Source organism: Pseudomonas sp. RP-B7, from assembly GCF_059803535.1.
This window is the reverse complement of record NZ_JAPFHC010000007.1, coordinates 42,541-60,097: the sequence shown is the minus strand read 5'-3', so window position 1 is coordinate 60,097 and position 17,557 is coordinate 42,541. Positions and strand designations below refer to the sequence as shown.

Annotated in this window: 16 protein-coding genes; 12 read left to right on the top strand and 4 right to left on the bottom strand. The window is 60.1% G+C overall.

The features are described from left to right. Positions 1-15 precede the first annotated feature (15 nt). The 4 genes from OPU96_RS09010 (at position 16) to OPU96_RS08995 (ending at position 4,383) form a co-directional block, all read left to right on the top strand. Positions 16-771 carry a porin gene (locus OPU96_RS09010; protein ID WP_463984316.1) on the top strand — a complete coding sequence of 252 codons (756 nt, stop codon included), beginning with the start codon at positions 16-18 and terminating at the stop codon, positions 769-771. A gap of 16 nt (positions 772-787) precedes the next feature. Further along, complete coding sequence (locus OPU96_RS09005) at positions 788-2,065, top strand: histidine-type phosphatase (protein ID WP_498558983.1); 1,278 nt, start codon at positions 788-790, stop codon at positions 2,063-2,065. 69 nt (positions 2,066-2,134) lie between these two features. Continuing rightward, the gene (locus OPU96_RS09000; protein WP_498558982.1) at positions 2,135-3,421 is read left to right on the top strand and encodes a histidine-type phosphatase; all 1,287 of its coding nucleotides are present in this window, start codon (positions 2,135-2,137) and stop codon (positions 3,419-3,421) included. A 47-nt stretch (positions 3,422-3,468) separates the two neighbouring features. After that, positions 3,469-4,383, top strand: a complete 915-nt coding sequence (locus OPU96_RS08995) for a DUF808 domain-containing protein (RefSeq protein ID WP_226455438.1) — start codon at positions 3,469-3,471, stop codon at positions 4,381-4,383. Positions 4,384-4,436: 53 nt separating this feature from the next. Here OPU96_RS08995 and OPU96_RS08990 read toward each other — a convergent pair whose 3' ends face one another. Together OPU96_RS08990 and OPU96_RS08985 are read right to left on the bottom strand one after the other, a co-directional pair. Continuing rightward, a complete protein-coding gene (locus tag OPU96_RS08990) occupies positions 4,437-5,225 on the bottom strand; it encodes an MlaA family lipoprotein (protein WP_192298814.1) in 789 nt (262 codons plus the stop codon). Then, positions 5,218-6,516 (bottom strand): serine/threonine protein kinase, encoded by a 1,299-nt coding sequence (locus tag OPU96_RS08985; protein ID WP_192298815.1) that lies wholly within the window; start codon positions 6,514-6,516, stop codon positions 5,218-5,220. Before OPU96_RS08985 ends, OPU96_RS08990 begins: the two co-directional genes overlap by 8 nt. Before the next feature lie 237 nt (positions 6,517-6,753). On the opposite strand from OPU96_RS08985, the gene OPU96_RS08980 reads away from it, so the two are divergent. Then, positions 6,754-7,122 (top strand): hypothetical protein, encoded by a 369-nt coding sequence (locus OPU96_RS08980; RefSeq protein ID WP_192298816.1) that lies wholly within the window; start codon positions 6,754-6,756, stop codon positions 7,120-7,122. Between the two features lie 113 nt (positions 7,123-7,235). On the opposite strand, the gene OPU96_RS08975 is transcribed toward OPU96_RS08980, so the two are convergent. After that, a complete protein-coding gene (locus OPU96_RS08975) occupies positions 7,236-8,789 on the bottom strand; it encodes a glycoside hydrolase family 17 protein (protein WP_498558981.1) in 1,554 nt (517 codons plus the stop codon). A 332-nt stretch (positions 8,790-9,121) separates the two neighbouring features. Between OPU96_RS08975 and OPU96_RS08970 the strand changes: the two genes are divergently transcribed. The 3 genes from OPU96_RS08970 (at position 9,122) to OPU96_RS08960 (ending at position 12,216) form a co-directional block, all read left to right on the top strand. Continuing rightward, on the top strand, positions 9,122-9,973 hold the full coding sequence (locus OPU96_RS08970; RefSeq protein ID WP_192298818.1) for a glycine betaine ABC transporter substrate-binding protein: 852 nt from the start codon (positions 9,122-9,124) through the stop codon (positions 9,971-9,973). A gap of 276 nt (positions 9,974-10,249) precedes the next feature. Next, complete coding sequence (locus tag OPU96_RS08965) at positions 10,250-10,561, top strand: DUF485 domain-containing protein (RefSeq protein ID WP_192298819.1); 312 nt, start codon at positions 10,250-10,252, stop codon at positions 10,559-10,561. After that, complete coding sequence (locus tag OPU96_RS08960) at positions 10,558-12,216, top strand: cation acetate symporter (RefSeq protein WP_192298820.1); 1,659 nt, start codon at positions 10,558-10,560, stop codon at positions 12,214-12,216. The genes OPU96_RS08965 and OPU96_RS08960 overlap by 4 nt, the downstream gene beginning before the upstream one ends. A 261-nt stretch (positions 12,217-12,477) precedes the next feature. Here the strand turns inward: OPU96_RS08960 and gltA are convergent, their stop codons facing one another. After that, a complete protein-coding gene (gene gltA, locus OPU96_RS08955) occupies positions 12,478-13,767 on the bottom strand; it encodes a citrate synthase (protein WP_226455447.1) in 1,290 nt (429 codons plus the stop codon). A gap of 331 nt (positions 13,768-14,098) precedes the next feature. Between gltA and sdhC the strand changes: the two genes are divergently transcribed. From sdhC to OPU96_RS08935, 4 genes are read left to right on the top strand one after another with little or no spacing between them, the layout of a single operon-like run. Beyond that, positions 14,099-14,509: a succinate dehydrogenase, cytochrome b556 subunit gene (gene sdhC, locus OPU96_RS08950; protein WP_177429371.1), complete on the top strand. Its 411-nt coding sequence runs from the start codon at positions 14,099-14,101 to the stop codon at positions 14,507-14,509. Continuing rightward, the gene (sdhD, locus tag OPU96_RS08945; RefSeq protein WP_016974690.1) at positions 14,503-14,871 is read left to right on the top strand and encodes a succinate dehydrogenase, hydrophobic membrane anchor protein; all 369 of its coding nucleotides are present in this window, start codon (positions 14,503-14,505) and stop codon (positions 14,869-14,871) included. Before sdhC ends, sdhD begins: the two co-directional genes overlap by 7 nt. 3 nt (positions 14,872-14,874) lie before the next feature. Next, a complete protein-coding gene (gene sdhA, locus OPU96_RS08940) occupies positions 14,875-16,647 on the top strand; it encodes a succinate dehydrogenase flavoprotein subunit (RefSeq protein ID WP_192298822.1) in 1,773 nt (590 codons plus the stop codon). An 11-nt stretch (positions 16,648-16,658) separates the two neighbouring features. Then, the gene (locus OPU96_RS08935; protein ID WP_003172807.1) at positions 16,659-17,363 is read left to right on the top strand and encodes a succinate dehydrogenase iron-sulfur subunit; all 705 of its coding nucleotides are present in this window, start codon (positions 16,659-16,661) and stop codon (positions 17,361-17,363) included. The last annotated feature ends 194 nt before the right edge of the window (positions 17,364-17,557 follow it).

Here is a 17,557-nt window from a genome sequence, read left to right as displayed (position 1 = left end):
TCGAAAAGTGACGCAGTGGTGCCATCCACAATAAAAATAACAGGTGAAGACATGAAGAAATTGAGTGCTGGGCAGCATAAGAAAGCGTTGAGGCGGTATACGTTTATTGGCCTGGTCATTGCCTCGACCACCACCCAGGCACTGGAACTGGATTACCAGCACCAGTATTCGGAGGTCGAGCGAGAGCATAAGGACAAGGTGATGCTGACCCAGGCCCTGGACAATGGCTTGGCGTTTTCCTTCGAAGCGGTGATGGCCACGGCTCCCGACGGCGACGGCCAGCCGGGCAAGGCGTTTTCCCGCCTGACCAAGGACGAGCTCAAGGCCAAGGTCAAGTACAGCCACAAGTTGGGGGCCCACTGGAAGGTCAAGCCCAAGTTCACCTATGCCGATGGCAAGGATAAGAAATCCTACAAGCCGGCGCTGAAAGTGTCTTATGCCATCACCGACCGGTTCTCCATTACGCCGGGCTATTACCACAAGCTCACGCGCTACGACGAAGAGGGCAAGGCCGATAAGCACGACAACGCGGTCGAGCTGGGCGCCAAGTATAAATTCGGCCTGTTGTCGGTCGGTGTCGGGCGTAAGCAGATTTACAGCAACCAGATTGTGTTCGACGGCACGCGCAAGAACTACAGCAACAAGGTGTTATTCGAATACAAACTGACCAAACGCCTGACTCCGTACCTGGAAGTGGCCGACGTGTATGTCGACAAGAACACTGACCAGCGCCAGGCCCGCTACCGCGTGGGCTTCTCCTACGAATTCTGATCCAAGGAACCTGAACATGACCCTACTCAATCGTACGGGCCTGGCGTTGGCTGCGCTGACCCTGTGTACCGGCCTCCAAGCGTCCGAAACCGACCACTATGTGCTGGAAAAAGCCGTGCAGGTCAGCCGCCATGGCGTGCGCTCGCCTACCGATACCGACAAATTGGTCAAGGCCACCGGCCGTGCCTGGACCCCCTGGCTGGTGCAGGACGGTGAGCTGACCGGCCATGGCTACCTGGCTGCCAGTTACATGGGCGCCTGGCAGGCGGCGTATTACCGGGAGGCCGGGCTGTTGGCCAGTGGCTGTCCGCAACCTGGCAGCCTGGTCGCGGTGGCCAGCCCCAAGCAACGCACGCGCTCTACCGCGGCGGCGCTGCTTGATGGCATGTTTCCTGGCTGTGGCGAAAAAGCCCTGGCGCGCACCCAGCCGGACCCGTTGTTCCAGACCGACGAACTGCCGTTCGCCAAACTCGATCCGGCCATGGCCAAGGCGCAGATCCTGCAAGCCCTGGGCGGTAACCTGCAAGCCGCCCAGGAGCGCTTGCGCCCGGACCTGGAGCGCCTGAAGAACGCGGTGTGCGAAGTGGGCAAGGCGTGTCCGTTTTTCGACACGCCGTGGGCGTTGAAGGAGGGCGATGGCGGCCGGTTCAAGATCAAGGGGCTGGACAAGGCGTCGTCGATGGCCGAGACCATTCGGCTGCAATACAGCGAAGGCATGCCCCTGGCCGATGTCGCCTTCGGCCATGCCCGCGATGCCGCGCAAGTCTCGGCCCTGGGGCGCCTGCACCGGGCCAAATATGACTTCATCAATGACACGCCGTACATTGCCAGCCGTGGCGGCTCGCAATTGATGAACCAGATTGTGCTGGCCCTGGAGCAGGGCACGCCGATGGAGAAAAACGATCCGCTGGGCAACCCACCGGCGGCGCGCCTGCTGATGCTGGTGGCTCACGACACGAATATCTCGCACTTGCGTACGATGCTCGGGTTTACCTGGCAGTTGGGCGAGTACCAGCCAGGCAATATCCCGCCCACCGGCACCCTGGCCTTCGAGCGCTACCGCGACACCCAGACCGGCGAGCGCTTTGTACGCACGCGGTTCATCACCCAGGGCATGGATCAGATACGTGCCTTGCAGCGCCTGAGTCCGGAGCATCCACCGTTGCAGGCCGATTTCGATCAGCCGGGCTGCCGGCACACCTCGGTCGGCACCCTGTGTCCGATGGCGCAGTTCGTCGAGCGCACGGGGCGTGCCATCGACCGCTCGGCGCTGACGGCCTACCGCTATCCCTGACCCGGCGCGGCCATTCCCGCTCGCTCCGGGCGGGGATGGCCATCCGTAGACCCGACACAGGACACCGTTATGTTCACTTGCTTCGTAAGATTCACCCCGCTGGTCCTGGCCAGCCTGATTTCACTCCAGGTCCACGCGGCACCCGCCGATGACTTTGTGCTGGACAAGGTGGTGCAGGTCAGCCGTCACGGCGTGCGTCCACCCACCGACAGCGCGAAACTGGCCAAGGTCACCGGCCGCGCGCAACCCCGTTGGTCGGTGCCGGATGGGCATTTGACCGGTCACGGTTACGCGGCGGCGGTGGAAATGGGCCGCTATCGCGGCCAGGTTTTGCGCTCCGCCGGCCTGTTGCCCGATGGTTGTCCGGCGTCCGGGCAAGTGTTTGTGCGCGCCAGCCCGTTGCAGCGCACCCAGGCTACGGCCTTGGCGCTGCTCGACGGGTTGTTTCCGGGCTGTGGCCTGCAGCCTAGCGTGGTGCAGGGCGACAAGGATGCATTGTTCCAGGCCGACAAAATGCCCTTTGCCCGCCTGGACGCGCAACGCGCCGAAGACAGCGTGCTCGCCCGCATGGGCGGCAGCGTCGCCGGCGCACAGGCCCGCTACCGGGACGCGGAACAACAACTGCGCAACGTGATCTGCGCGGGCTCCGCCCCATGCAGCTACGCCGAGGAACCCTGGCAATTGACCCAGGACGAAGATGGGCGGCTGGCGATCAAGGGCCTGGGCACGCAGGCCAACCTGGGCGAGACATTCCGCCTGGAGTACAGCGAAGGCCTGCCGCTGGACCAGGTCGCGTTTGGCCACGGGCGCAGCGCGCGGCAAGTGTCCCAGTTGACGGCATTGACCAAGGCCAAATACGACTTCATCAATGACAGCCCTTATATCGCCAGCCGTGGCGGCTCGCAGCTGATGAACCAGATTGCCCTGGCGCTCGGACAAGGCACGCCCCAGGCCAAGGACGACCCTCTGGGGATGCCGCCCGACACGCGCTTCACCCTGCTGGTGGCCCATGACACCAACATTTCCTACCTGCGCACGCTGCTCGGGTTTCGCTGGAGCCTGGGCGACTACCTGGAGGGCAATATCCCGCCGGTGGGCAGCCTGCAATTCGAACGCTACAAGCAGCTCTCCAGCGGACGCTACTTCCTGCGGGTCGCGTTCGAGGCCCAGTCCTTGGAGCAGATTCGCCAGTTGACGCCGCTGACAAGGGCCCAGCCGCCGCTGCATGCCGATATGACCGGCACTCAGGGCTGCATCACGGCATCGGTGGGGGTGTTGTGCCCATTGGACGCTGCCTTGCAACGGTTGAATCAAAACATCGACCGTACCGCGTTGACGCCGTACCACTATCCATAACCCTGTCGGCCACCTATCCTCGGCAAAACTTTTCCGAGGAATGGAACATGGCAGGCAGCAGCTTACTGGTACTGATCGACGACATTGCCGCTGTGCTCGATGACGTTGCGTTGATGACCAAAATGGCCGCCAAGAAAACCGCCGGCGTGCTCGGCGATGACTTGGCGCTCAACGCCCAGCAGGTCAGCGGTGTGCGCGCCGAGCGGGAAATTCCCGTGGTGTGGGCGGTGGCGAAAGGGTCGTTCGTCAACAAGCTGATCCTGGTGCCCGCGGCGCTGTTGATCAGTGCGTTCGCGCCGTGGGCGGTCACGCCGCTGCTGATGCTCGGAGGCGCCTACCTGTGCTTTGAAGGCTTCGAGAAGCTCGCGCATAAATTCCTGCACAGCAAGGCGCAAGACCAGGCCGAGCACGCGCAATTGGTCGAAGCCGTGGCGGACCCGGCGACCGATCTGGTTGCGTTCGAAAAGGACAAGATCAAAGGCGCGATCCGCACCGACTTTATCCTCTCCGCCGAAATCATCGCCATCACCCTTGGTACCGTGGCGGACGCGCCGCTGATGCAGCAGGTGATCGTGCTGTCGGGCATTGCCATCGTCATGACCATTGGGGTTTACGGCCTGGTGGCCGGCATCGTCAAGCTCGATGACCTGGGCCTGTGGCTCACTCAAAAGCCAGGCCAAGCGGCGCGCAGCATCGGCGGCGCGATCCTGCGGGCGGCGCCATACATGATGAAGAGCTTGTCGGTGATCGGTACGGCGGCGATGTTCCTGGTCGGCGGCGGCATCCTTACCCATGGCGTGCCGGTGGTGCATCACTGGATCGAGACCGTCAGCCTGGGCGCGGGTGGGGTGGCGTGGTTGGTGCCGGTATTGCTCAATGGCCTGGCGGGGATTGTCGCGGGGGCGGTGGTGCTGGCGGTGGTCAGTGTGCTGGGCAAGCTTTGGAACACCGTGAGGGCTTGATCGTCGCGGCATAAAAAAAGGCCATTCTTTCGAATGGCCTTTTTTGTGGCGGGTTACTCGGCGATCTGCAACTTGCGTGATTCCGTGTAGATGTAGCGCACCTTTTCATATTCGAACGGTGAGTTCATCTGCCCATAGCGGAAGCTGGTCTGGTAGCGCTTGTCTACCGCGCGCAGGGCCCAGATTTCCGGGTGGTTGGAGCTGACTTCGGACACGTTGAGGAAATTGATCTGGCTTTCGGCGCTGTAGTCGACGATCAGGCCGGTGGTGTCACGCAGGTTCGACGGGCCGAAGACCGGCAGAACCAAGTACGCGCCGCCGGGTACGCCGTAGAAGCCCAGGGTCTGGCCGAAGTCTTCGCTCTGGCGCGGCAGGCCCATGGCGGTAGCCGGGTCCCACAGGCCGGCGATGCCGATGGTGGTGTTGAGCAGCAGGCGCCCGCTGGTTTCCAGGGAGCGATGGCCCTTGAGTTGCAGCAGGCTGTTCAACAGGTTGGGCACGTCACCCAGGTTGTTGAAGAAGTTGCTCACGCCGGTGCGCAGGAAGCTTGGGGTCACGTAGGTGTAGCCGTTGACCACGGGCAGGAACACCCATTGGTCGAAGCGGTAGTTGAAGTGGTACACGCGACGGTTCCAGGCCTCCAGCGGGTCGTAGACGTTGAGTGCGGTCAGCGACGAGCGTTCGAACTCACGCTGGTCCATGCCGGGGTTGAACTTGAGCTTGGACAGTGGCTCCTTGAAGCCATCGGCGTCGACCTTGGTTGGTTCATGGGCCTTGCTGTTGTCGGCATTGGCCACGCCCGCACACATCAAGGCGGCGAGCAGCAGAAGATATTTAGCCACGGAAGAACTCCAGCATGGCGTCGGCGTTGACGCGGTAATTGAGGTTGCCGCAGTGGCCGCCCAGCGGGTAGACGGTCAAGCGATCGCCGAAGGTTTTACGCAGGAAACCCAGGTCGCCAGGGCCGAGGATCACGTCGTCGGCGTTGTGCATGACCGCGATTTTCTTGCTGTTGTGCAGGTAGTCCTTGAGGGCGTACAGGCTGACCTGGTCAACCAGTTGCAGCAGGCTGCCGCCGTCAGAGCGCGCGCGCCACATCGGGATCACTTGTTCGGTGAGGTAGCAGTCGAAGTCGCATTGCAGCGCACGCTTGAGGAACGGCGTGAGGCTGGTGCCTTCGGTGATCGGGTACTTCGGCGGGATGATCAGGCCGCGGCGGTTGATCAGGTCCGAGGTAAAGGCAATATCGGCCGCCGAGAAGCGGAACGAGGTGCCGATCAGCATGGCCATCTGTTCGTTGGTCAGGTGCTGCTTGGATTGCTGGAAGTCGTAGAGCAGGGCGTCGTTGAGGTCGATATAGCCCTTTTGCTGGAAGTAGCGGGTCAGCTTGCTCAGCACCAATTCATAAAAGGTGGTGGTGTTGTTGATGCCCTTCACCTCGGTCTGTACCAGCTTGTCCAGGTTGGTGATCGAGGTGTAGAGGTTGACCGGCGGGTTCAGCAACAGGACTTTCTTGAAGTTGAAGCTGCGACGGGTCTCGTCCAGTTTGGCCACGAACGCCGCGTCCAGGCCGCCGAGGCTGTAGCCGGTGAGGTAGAAGTCGGTCACCGGCAAGGAGGCGTTTTGCGCACGCACGGCTTGCATCACGCGGTACATGTCTTCGGCGTCTTCCTGGGTGATCCCCGGCGTGGCGAAGCGCGAGGCGGCGCTGATGAAGTCGAAGCTGGTCGGCGACGACAGCTGCACCACATGGTAGCCGGCTTGGTAATACAGTTTTTTCAGGTATTCGTTGATGCTGCTGTCAAACCGCGCACCCGTGCCGGCGATCAGGAAGATCAGCGGTGCGGCGCGGTCCTGCTTGGCGATGCGGTAGGTGAGCTTCTTTACCGGCCAGAAGTTGTCGGGCAGGCTGAATTCGCGCTCGGGACGCATCGTCAGGGTGTAGTCGGACTGGTTGATCTCGTCGTCGCTCGGCAGTTTTGGCCGAAGGTCGGGCGGGGTGGTGGCGATGGTCGCTTCAAACGGGTTGGTCAAAGGGTAGCCATAGCTGGCTTGGTCAATATCGACCGCCAGTGCTGACGCACTCAGAAAAAGGCTGCCCAAGAGGGCGGCACAGCGCAAGGAACGGAGCATGACTAAATCCCTAAGAGGAAACGTGCTTAATGAAGTTCGCAGGCTATGACCACCGCGTTGTCGCCGAAGTGCCATCACTCGGCACGAAATGTCGGTAAATAACGTCGGAATCGGGGTAATAGTTGCCAGACGATACACTTTGCCACGCGTTGATGGACACAAATTGTGTGTATGCGCCTTGCTAACGGCTGCCGGGGCATTAAGCTGAGCGCCGTTTTTGCCTATCGGAGTGCCCCCATGTCCCGTCGTTTGCCGCTGATCCTGCTGCTTATTGCCCTGCCGCTATGGCTGGCCGCCAGTTATGGCGCGCGCTACGGTTTTATGGAGGATGGCAGCTGGGTGGGGATCTGCGCCGACGAAGCCGGGCGCTGGGAGTGCCAGTTGCGTTCGAACCTGGGCTTGATGATCCACTTCAAGGTGCTGGGCTGGGTGGCGTTGGTGGCGTCGCTCGTCGCATTTTTTGTGCCGGGTCGCGTAGGCTGGTGGCTGGCGTTGCTGGGGATGGTGTTCGGATTGCCGGCGCTGGCGTTGTACAACACCACGTTTGCGGTGTTTGCGCTGGTGGTTGCGGGGTTGCGGTTGGTCAGGAAGCCTCGGGTTGCCTGATAGGGTCCCATCGCAGGCAAGCCAGCTCCCACGCTTGAGCACATTCCAAAAGATGTACTCGGTCAACTGTGGGAGCTGGCTTGTCGGGTCGCCGCATCGCTGCGATAGCGGTCTTAAGCCTTGCGTACCCGCAAGCAGCGCCACAATGCCCCTACCATCAACACGCTGACCAGTGCCCAGCCCCAAGCCTGCTGGTTCATCAGCCCCTCACGGTACAACTGCGGTGCAACGCCGGCGCCGATGATGAAGGCCAGCAAGGCGATTTCCCGGCGCGGACCAGTGACCGGACGCACCAGGTAGACCAACGCCGGCAACACCAGCGCCGCACTTGGGAAGCTGCGATAACGCGGGTCAAACACCAACGCCAGCATCATCACGGCCCCCGCAAACCCGGCAATCGCCACTAGCCAGCCCGCACGTTGCTCCAGCCAGTTGAACGCCCGTTCACGCCAACCGTCCCGGGCACTCAAGGCCAGGGCGGCGTGGGCCAGTACCAGCAGGTTCAGCAGCACCAGCAAGCCGGCCCACACCCATTCATCACCAAAGCGTGCAGTGACGCGGGTGAGTTCGGCCCACGTCCCGATGGAGCAGGCCGCCACCGCACCCAGCAGCGGCAGGGCAAGCGCGGCACGCGCGCTGCGCACGCGGCCACCCAGTGCCAATGTGCCCAGCAGGATCAGCCCGCCCACGCCCAGCCACAGCGGCCAGTACGGCACGTTGGTCACCGGCCCGGCGAGGATGCCCTTGTCCTGGCGGTCTGCATCGAACAGGCCCCAATAGCCACCCACGGCACCTTCACTGGCGCGTTTCCACGGCTGGTCAAACGCTTCGATCAGGTTGTAGTGCCAGCCATTGGCCTCGGCCATGGCTACAAAACCGCGCATGAATTTGGCCTCGTTGACCCGGCTCGGCACCGCGGTTTCACGCTGGCGGCCTTCGCTGGGCCAGCCGGTTTCGCCGATCAGCACATCCTTGGGCGCGAATTTGTTGCCAAAGGTCTGGCGCACATCGCCGACGTGCTTGAGCGCCTGGTCGATGCCGGACGGATCATCCTCCCAATAGGGCAACAGGTGAATGGTGAGGAAGTCCACTGCCGGGGCGATTTGCGGGTGTTGCAGCCAGAATTCCCACACATCGGCGTAGGTCACCGGCTGCTTGATCTGGCTTTTGACGGTGTGGATCAGCGTCACCAGCTGCTTGGCGGTGACTTCCTTGCGCAACAGCGCCTCGTTGCCAACGATCACCGCGGTGACGACATCAGGGTTGGCGTTGGCCGAGGCGATCAGTTCGTTGATTTCCTTTTCGGTCGCGACGGGATCACTGCTGACCCAGGCGCCCGCCATGACCTTCAAGCCATGCTTGCGCGCCATCTCTGGCAGGGCTTCCAGGCCGGTCATGGAGTAGGTGCGGATGCATTCAAAACGGGTGGCCAGCAAGCCGAGGTCCGCGTCCATGCGTTCGGGGCGCAGCTTGAACGGCTGGTCGAACGGTGATTGGTCCTTGTCGAACGGCGTATAGGACGCGCATTGCATCTTGTGGCTGGCGCTGGCCACATCCGGCAGCACCACGGGACGGCCGAGGCCATACCAGTAACCGATCAGGGCCAGCAGGCCGAGGATCAAGGCGAAGAAATAGGGTAGGGCAGGGAAGCGGGCAGTCGCAGGCATGGTCGGCTTATCTGGGAGAGCAAAGGCGCGCATCTTACCCGGATTTGGCCGGTACCAGTGGGGCCACATGATTTTGACATGCAAAGTTCGGGCGGAATTTTGACGTCATTTCCTACAAAGCCTCCTGCTGGCGTTGTGATGTCGTTTCTTGCTTGGGTAAGGTCGCTGACAGAGCAGGTTCCAAGTCCCGACGGGTTGATGATCGAGGTGTCAGCACTCCACTGACGCCGCAGCAGCCGGATCGATGCGCGTGATGGGAGCGCGGCGCACCACATAACAACAGGTTGACGTCGCTCGGCATCCGCCGGGCGCAGCACTTTCGGGGAAGTACGATGAAGATGCGACGACTCTTGGGCGCAGCTGCCACTCTGGTAGTTGCGATGAGCTCCACACTGGCCAGCGCCGACAGCAAAACCCTGAGCATCGGTTACGTGGACGGCTGGTCCGACAGCGTTGCCACCACCCACGTGGCGGCAGAGGTGATCAAGGCCAAGCTCGGTTATGACGTGAAACTGCAAGCGGTCGCCACCGGGATCATGTGGCAGGGTGTGGCTACCGGCAAACTCGACGCCATGCTCTCCGCCTGGCTGCCAGTGACCCACGGTGAGTACTGGGCCAAGAACAAGGACAAGGTGGTCGACTACGGCCCCAACTTCAAGGATGCAAAAATCGGCCTGATCGTGCCGGAGTATGTGAAAGCCAAGTCCATCGAAGACCTCAAGACCGACACCACCTTCAAGAACAAGATCGTCGGCATCGACGCCGGTTCAGGCGTGATGCTCAAAACCGACGAAGCCATCAAGCAGTACGGCCTCGATTACAAACTGCAAGCCAGCTCGGGCGCAGCGATGATCGCCGAACTGACCCGCGCCGAAGACAAGCAGGAATCCATTGCGGTCACTGGTTGGGTGCCACATTGGATGTTTGCCAAGTGGAAACTGCGCTTCCTGGAAGATCCAAAAGGCGTTTATGGCGCTGCCGAGACCGTCAACAGCATCGGCAGCAAGGGCCTGGAGGCGAAAGCGCCGGAAGTCGCGGCCTTCCTGAAGAAATTCCAGTGGGCCTCCAAGGATGAGATCGGTGAAGTCATGCTGGCAATCCAAGAGGGCGCCAAGCCCGATGCAGCAGCCAAGGATTGGGTAGCCAAGCACCCTGAGCGTGTTGCCGAGTGGACCGCTAAATAACCCTTCGCCTGTAGCAACAAGCACGCCGCCAACCTAATGTGGGAGCGGGCTTGCCCGCGATTGCAGTGTGTCAGCCGATCGATTCGGTACTGACACGCCGCCTTCGCGGGCAAGCCCGCTCCCACACTTATTTGACCCTTTGCAAATCCTCCAGCGTTCACGCAATCCCTCGCTACACTCGATCTAAGACTAAGGTCGTCTGGAACCTCTACGGCAGCCGCATACAGTGGATACGTTCCAAAATAATAAAAAAGCTGTGCTGCGAGGATAAAAACAATGAACGACAGCATTTACCTCTCGATTCAAAACAGCCCGCGTTTCAAGGAGCTGGTGAGAAAAAGGGAACGATTCGCCTGGATTCTCTCGGCGATCATGCTCGGGCTTTACTCCGCTTTCATCCTGTTGATCGCCTACGGGCCACAAGTGCTGGGGGCCAAGATCAGCCCCGGTTCCTCGATTACCTGGGGTATTCCCCTGGGCGTCGGGCTGATTGTGTCTGCCTTCGTCCTGACCGGCATCTACGTGCGCCGCGCCAATGGCGAATTCGACGACCTGAACAATGCGATTCTCAAGGAGGCTGCGCAATGATCGGGCGTCTACTGGCAGTATTCGTCGCTTCGCTGTTTGCTCCGGCCCTCTGGGCTGCGGACGCATTGACCGGTGAAGTGCACAAGCAACCCCTGAACGTGTCGGCCATCGTGATGTTTGTCGCGTTTGTCGGCGCCACCCTGTGCATCACCTACTGGGCGTCCAAGCGCAACAAATCGGCGGCCGACTACTATGCGGCCGGCGGCAAGATCACCGGTTTCCAGAATGGCCTGGCGATTGCCGGTGACTACATGTCGGCGGCGTCCTTCCTGGGGATTTCCGCGCTGGTGTTCACCTCCGGCTACGATGGCCTGATCTACTCGATCGGTTTCCTGGTGGGCTGGCCGATCATTCTGTTCCTGATCGCCGAGCGCCTGCGTAACCTGGGCAAGTACACCTTTGCCGACGTGGCGTCCTACCGCCTCGGGCAAACCCAGATCCGCAGCCTGTCGGCCTGTGGCTCGCTGGTGGTAGTGGCGTTCTACCTGATCGCGCAGATGGTGGGTGCGGGCAAGCTGATCCAACTGCTGTTCGGCCTGGACTACCACGTTGCGGTGATCCTGGTGGGCATCCTGATGTGCATGTACGTGCTGTTCGGCGGCATGCTGGCGACCACCTGGGTGCAGATCATCAAGGCAGTGCTGCTGCTGTCCGGTGCCTCGTTCATGGCGCTGATGGTGATGAAGCACGTCAACTTCGATTTCAACGTGCTGTTCTCCGAGGCGATCAAGGTTCACCCGAAAGGTGAAGCGATCATGAGTCCTGGCGGCTTGGTGAAAGACCCGATCTCGGCATTCTCCCTTGGCTTGGCACTGATGTTCGGTACCGCCGGCCTGCCGCACATCCTGATGCGCTTCTTCACCGTAAGCGACGCCAAGGAAGCGCGTAAGAGCGTGCTGTACGCCACTGGTTTCATTGGCTACTTCTATATCCTGACCTTCATCATCGGCTTCGGCGCGATCCTGCTGGTCAGCACCAACCCGGCGTTCAAGGATGCAGCAGGCGCCTTGCTCGGTGGCAACAACATGGCGGCGGTGCACCTGGCCAACGCGGTGGGTGGCAGTATCTTCCTGGGCTTCATCTCGGCGGTGGCGTTCGCGACCATCCTCGCGGTGGTTGCCGGCCTGACCCTGGCCGGTGCGTCGGCGGTGTCCCATGACCTGTACGCCAGCGTGATCAAGAAAGGCAAGGCCAACGAGAAAGACGAGATTCGCGTGTCGAAGATCACCACCGTGGCCTTGGGTGTATTGGCGATCGGTCTGGGTATCCTGTTCGAAAGCCAGAACATCGCGTTCATGGTTGGCCTGGCGTTCTCCATTGCCGCCAGCTGTAACTTCCCGGTGTTGCTGCTTTCCATGTACTGGAAAAACCTCACCACCCGTGGCGCGATGATTGGCGGCTGGTTGGGCCTGGTCAGTGCCGTTGGCCTGATGATCCTCGGTCCGACCATCTGGGTCTCGATCCTGCACCATGAAAAAGCCATCTTCCCTTATGAGTACCCGGCGCTGTTCTCGATGGTCATTGCGTTCATCGGCATCTGGTTCTTCTCCATCACCGACAAGTCGGCGGCGGCAGAGAAGGAGCGTGCACTGTACTTCCCGCAGTTTGTGCGTTCGCAGACTGGCCTTGGGGCGAGTGGGGCGGTCAATCACTAAGGTTGTAGCTGGATAAGAAGTGCCCCGGTCGCAAGGCCGGGGTATTTTTTTGAGCTTGAGTTATGTGTTGCTGGTGATATTGCTTTCGCGAGCAAGCCCGCTCCCACACTTGACCGAGTTCCAACATGAGAATGCGGTCAAGTGTGGGAGCGGGCTTGCTCGCGAAGGCGTCAGATCAGACAAAACAGTTTCTCAATTCCTGCGCAAACAAAAACGGCCTCCACTAAGGGAGGCCGTTTTCAGTGCAGCTAAGCGTAGCGCTTACTTGCGATCTTCCAGCTTGGTGATGTCACGCGACTCGTAGCCGGTGTACAGCTGGCGCGGGCGGCCAATCTTGTACGGGCTGGAGAGCATTTCTTTCCAGTGGGAGATCCAGCCTACGGTCCGCGCCAGGGCGAAGATCACGGTGAACATGCTGGTTGGAATGCCGATCGCCTTCAGGATGATCCCCGAGTAGAAGTCGACGTTCGGGTACAGCGAGCGTTCGATGAAGTACGGGTCGGTCAGGGCGATCTCTTCCAGGCGCATGGCCAGTTCGAGTTGCGGATCGTTGTTGATGCCCAGTTCCTTCAACACTTCGTCGCAGGTCTGCTTCATGACGGTGGCGCGTGGGTCGCGGTTCTTGTAGACCCGGTGACCGAAGCCCATCAACTTGAACGGATCGTTCTTGTCCTTGGCCTTGGCGATGAACTTGTCGATGTTCGAGACATCGCCGATTTCATCGAGCATGGTCAATACGGCTTCGTTCGCACCGCCGTGGGCAGGGCCCCACAGTGCGGCGATGCCGGCGGCGATACAGGCGAACGGGTTGGCACCCGAGGAGCCTGCCAGGCGCACGGTGGAGGTCGATGCGTTCTGCTCGTGGTCGGCGTGGAGGATGAAGATCCGGTCCATGGCCTTGGCGAGCGTCGGGCTGATCGGTTTGATCTCGCACGGGGTGTTGAACATCATGTGCAGGAAGTTTTCCGCGTACGTCAGGTCGTTGCGCGGGTACATCATGGGTTGACCCATGGAGTACTTGTAAACCATTGCGGCCAGGGTCGGCATCTTGGCAACCAGGCGGATCGCGGAAATTTCGCGATGCTGCGGGTTATTGATGTCGAGGGAGTCGTGATAGAAGGCCGACAGGGCGCCGACCACACCGCACATGACGGCCATTGGGTGGGCGTCGCGACGGAAGCCGTTGAAGAAGGTCTTCAACTGCTCGTGAACCATGGTGTGGTTCTTCACGGTGCTGACGAACTGGGCTTTCTGCTCGGCTGTTGGCAGTTCGCCATTTAGCAGCAGGTAGCAGGTTTCCAGGTAGTCCGATTTCTCGGCCAGTTGCTCGATCGGGTAGCCGCGATGCAGCAAAATGCCATTATCACCGTCGATGTAGGTGATCTTCGACTCGCAAGAGGCGGTCGACATGAAGCCTGGGTCGAATGTAAAACGGCCCGTGGCCGTCAGGCCCCGTACGTCGATAACATCGGGACCAACGGTGCCGGTTAAAATGGGCAGCTCGACGGGGGCTGCGCCCTCGATGATCAACTGCGCTTTTTTGTCAGCCATGTGGCCTCCTATTTATGCTTCAAATCATCAGACAGACCCCCCACGCAGGGCCCGCACCACTATATTGATATAAATCCAGATGTCAATTTGCCTAAAGTCTTGCACCAGAAGGCTTTAACCGTACTTTTTCCTCGAAATTGCCTGCCGTTTACGCCTTTTATACCGCCAGCGCAATCAGCTATTAGGGTGAGGCAGGCGCGTTGTCATTAGTAACCTAACTGTCTATACTCGGCCACCGACCGCCAAGGGCTTTTGGGCTTGCTTTCATTGGGGGTCGCACTCCCTGGGTGGTGCTACCTGACCAGTGCACTCCCCTACAACTTTGCCCTGATTGTTAGGGGCTCTTCAGTGTGAAAAAAAAGCCGTGAAGAATAGCCAACGACCTGTAAACCTAGACCTAAGGACCATCAAACTCCCCATCACCGGCGTTACGTCGTTCCTGCACCGTGTTTCCGGCATCATCCTGTTCCTGGGCTTGGGCATCATGCTTTACGCATTGAGCAAATCCCTGGGTTCCGAGGAAGGTTACGCCGAGGTGAAGGCATGCTTGACCAGCCCGCTGGCCAAGTTCGTAGCATGGGGCCTCCTGTCCGCTCTGCTGTATCACCTGGTAGCCGGTGTGCGCCACTTGATCATGGATGCGGGTATCGGTGAGACGCTGGAAGGCGGCCGCCTGGGCTCGAAAATCATCATCGCCATTTCCGTGGTGCTGATCGTTCTGGCAGGAGTTTGGATATGGTAACCAGCGTTACGAACCTTTCGCGTTCGGGCCTCTATGACTGGATGGCACAGCGTGTGTCTGCGGTCGTTCTCGCGGCTTATTTCATCTTCCTGATCGGATACCTCGTCGCAAATCCAGGCATCAGCTATGAGCAATGGCACGGCCTGTTTTCCCATAATGCGATGCGAATCTTCAGTCTGCTGGCCCTTGTAGCCCTGGGCGCTCACGCCTGGGTCGGCATGTGGACCATCGCGACCGACTACCTGACGCCAATGGCGCTGGGCAAGTCCGCGACCGCAGTACGTTTCCTCTTCCAGGCAGTCTGCGGCGTCGCGATGTTCGCTTACTTCGTCTGGGGTGTGCAGATTCTTTGGGGTATCTGATCCATGGCTAACATTCCAACTATTTCATTCGACGCCATCATTATTGGTGGTGGCGGTGCCGGCATGCGCGCTGCGCTGCAGCTGGCACAGGGCGGTCACAAGACTGCCGTGATCACCAAGGTGTTCCCGACCCGTTCCCACACCGTATCGGCCCAGGGTGGCATCACCTGCGCCATCGCCTCCGCCGACCCGAACGATGACTGGCGCTGGCACATGTACGATACCGTCAAGGGTTCCGACTATATCGGTGACCAGGACGCTATCGAATACATGTGTCAGGAAGGCCCGGCTGCGGTGTTCGAGCTGGACCATATGGGTCTGCCGTTCTCCCGTACCGAACAGGGTCGTATCTACCAGCGTCCATTCGGCGGCCAGTCGAAGGATTACGGTAAAGGCGGGCAGGCTGCCCGTACCTGCGCCGCTTCCGACCGTACCGGTCACGCGCTGCTGCACACCCTTTATCAGGGCAACCTGAAAGCCGGTACCACGTTCCTGAACGAGTACTACGCGGTTGATCTGGTGAAGAACTCGCAAGGCGAGTTCGTCGGCGTGATCGCGATCTGCATCGAAACCGGTGAAACCACCTACATCCGCGCCAAGGCTACCGTGCTGGCGACTGGCGGTGCAGGCCGTATCTACGCTTCGACCACCAATGCCCTGATCAACACCGGCGACGGCGTTGGCATGGCACTGCGTGCCGGCGTGCCGGTGCAAGACATCGAAATGTGGCAGTTCCACCCGACCGGCATCGCCGGCGCTGGTGTACTGGTTACCGAAGGTTGCCGTGGTGAAGGTGGATACCTGATCAACAAGCACGGCGAGCGTTTCATGGAGCGTTATGCTCCGAACGCGAAAGACCTTGCTGGTCGTGACGTTGTGGCCCGTTCGATGGTTAAAGAGATCATCGCCGGCAACGGCTGTGGCCCGAATGGCGACCACGTACTGCTGAAGCTCGATCACCTGGGCGAAGAAGTCCTGCATAGCCGCCTGCCAGGTATCTGCGAGCTGTCCAAGACCTTTGCTCACGTTGACCCGGTGGTTGCTCCGGTTCCGGTTGTTCCGACTTGCCACTACATGATGGGCGGCGTGCCGACCAACATTCATGGCCAGGCGATCACCCAGAACGCCGAGGGCGAAGACGAGATCATCCACGGCCTGTTCGCGGTAGGCGAAGTGGCTTGCGTATCGGTTCACGGTGCCAACCGTCTGGGCGGCAACTCGCTGCTCGACCTGGTGGTATTCGGCCGTGCTGCCGGCCTGCACCTGGAAAAAGCGCTGACCGACGGCATCGAATACGATGACGCCACCGACGCCAACATCGAAGCTGCCCTGGCGCGTCTGAACGCTCTGAACGAGCGTACTGATGGCGAAGACGTAGCAACCCTGCGTCGCGAGCTGCAAAGCTGCATGCAGAACTACTTCGGTGTGTTCCGTACCGGCGAGTACATGCAGAAGGGCATCGCCCAGTTGGCCGACCTGCGCAAGCGCATCGCCAACGTCAAGATCAACGATAAGAGCCAGGCGTTCAACACCGCTCGTATCGAAGCCCTTGAGCTGCAAAACCTGCTGGAAGTGGCCGAAGCGACCGCAATCGCTGCCGAGGTTCGTAAAGAATCCCGTGGTGCCCACGCCCGTGAAGACTTTGAAGATCGCGACGACGAAAACTGGTTGTGCCACACCCTGTACTTCCCGGGTGACAAGCGCGTAACCAAGCGTGCCGTGAACTTCTCGCCGAAGACGGTTCCGACGTTTGAACCGAAGATTCGGACTTACTAAGGGTGGCTGCCATGTTGAAAGTCAGTGTTTATCGCTACAACCCTGATCAGGACGCTGCGCCGTTCATGCAGGAATTCCAGGTCGATACCGGTGGTAAAGACCTGATGGTGCTGGATGTGTTGGCACTGATCAAAGAGCAGGACGAAGGTTTCTCTTATCGTCGCTCTTGCCGTGAAGGTGTGTGCGGTTCCGACGGCATGAACATCAACGGCAAAAACGGCCTGGCGTGCATCACGCCGCTGTCCGCCGTGGTTAAAGGTAACAAGCTGATCGTTCGTCCGCTGCCAGGTTTGCCGGTTATCCGTGACTTGGTTGTCGATATGAGCATCTTCTACAAGCAATACGAGAAAGTTAAGCCGTTCCTGCAAAACGACACGCCGGCTCCGGCCATCGAACGTCTGCAGTCCCCGGAAGAGCGTGAGAAACTTGACGGTCTGTACGAGTGCATCCTGTGCGCTTGCTGCTCGACTTCTTGCCCATCCTTCTGGTGGAACCCGGATAAATTCCTGGGTCCAGCTGCCCTGCTGCAAGCGTACCGCTTCCTGGCAGACAGCCGTGACACCAAGACCTCCGAGCGTCTGGCTTCACTGGATGACCCGTTCAGCGTATTCCGCTGCCGCGGGATCATGAACTGCGTCAACGTATGTCCCAAAGGCCTGAACCCGACTAAGGCCATTGGTCACATCCGTAACATGCTGCTGCAAAGCGGCGTGTAACTGACGTTGTAGCAAAGCAGGACCGTTGTGCCCGTAAATGCTGCGGCGCAGGCTTCAACCGGCGCCGTAGTTTTAACTTGAGCAGCGACTTACAAAGCCGCAGCTCTTATTTTGAAGAAATGAGACAAGCAGGGGCATTCGGGTTGGTACCCGAACTATCAGCGTGATCCTAAGTGGCTTGTTTTGGTCGCTGC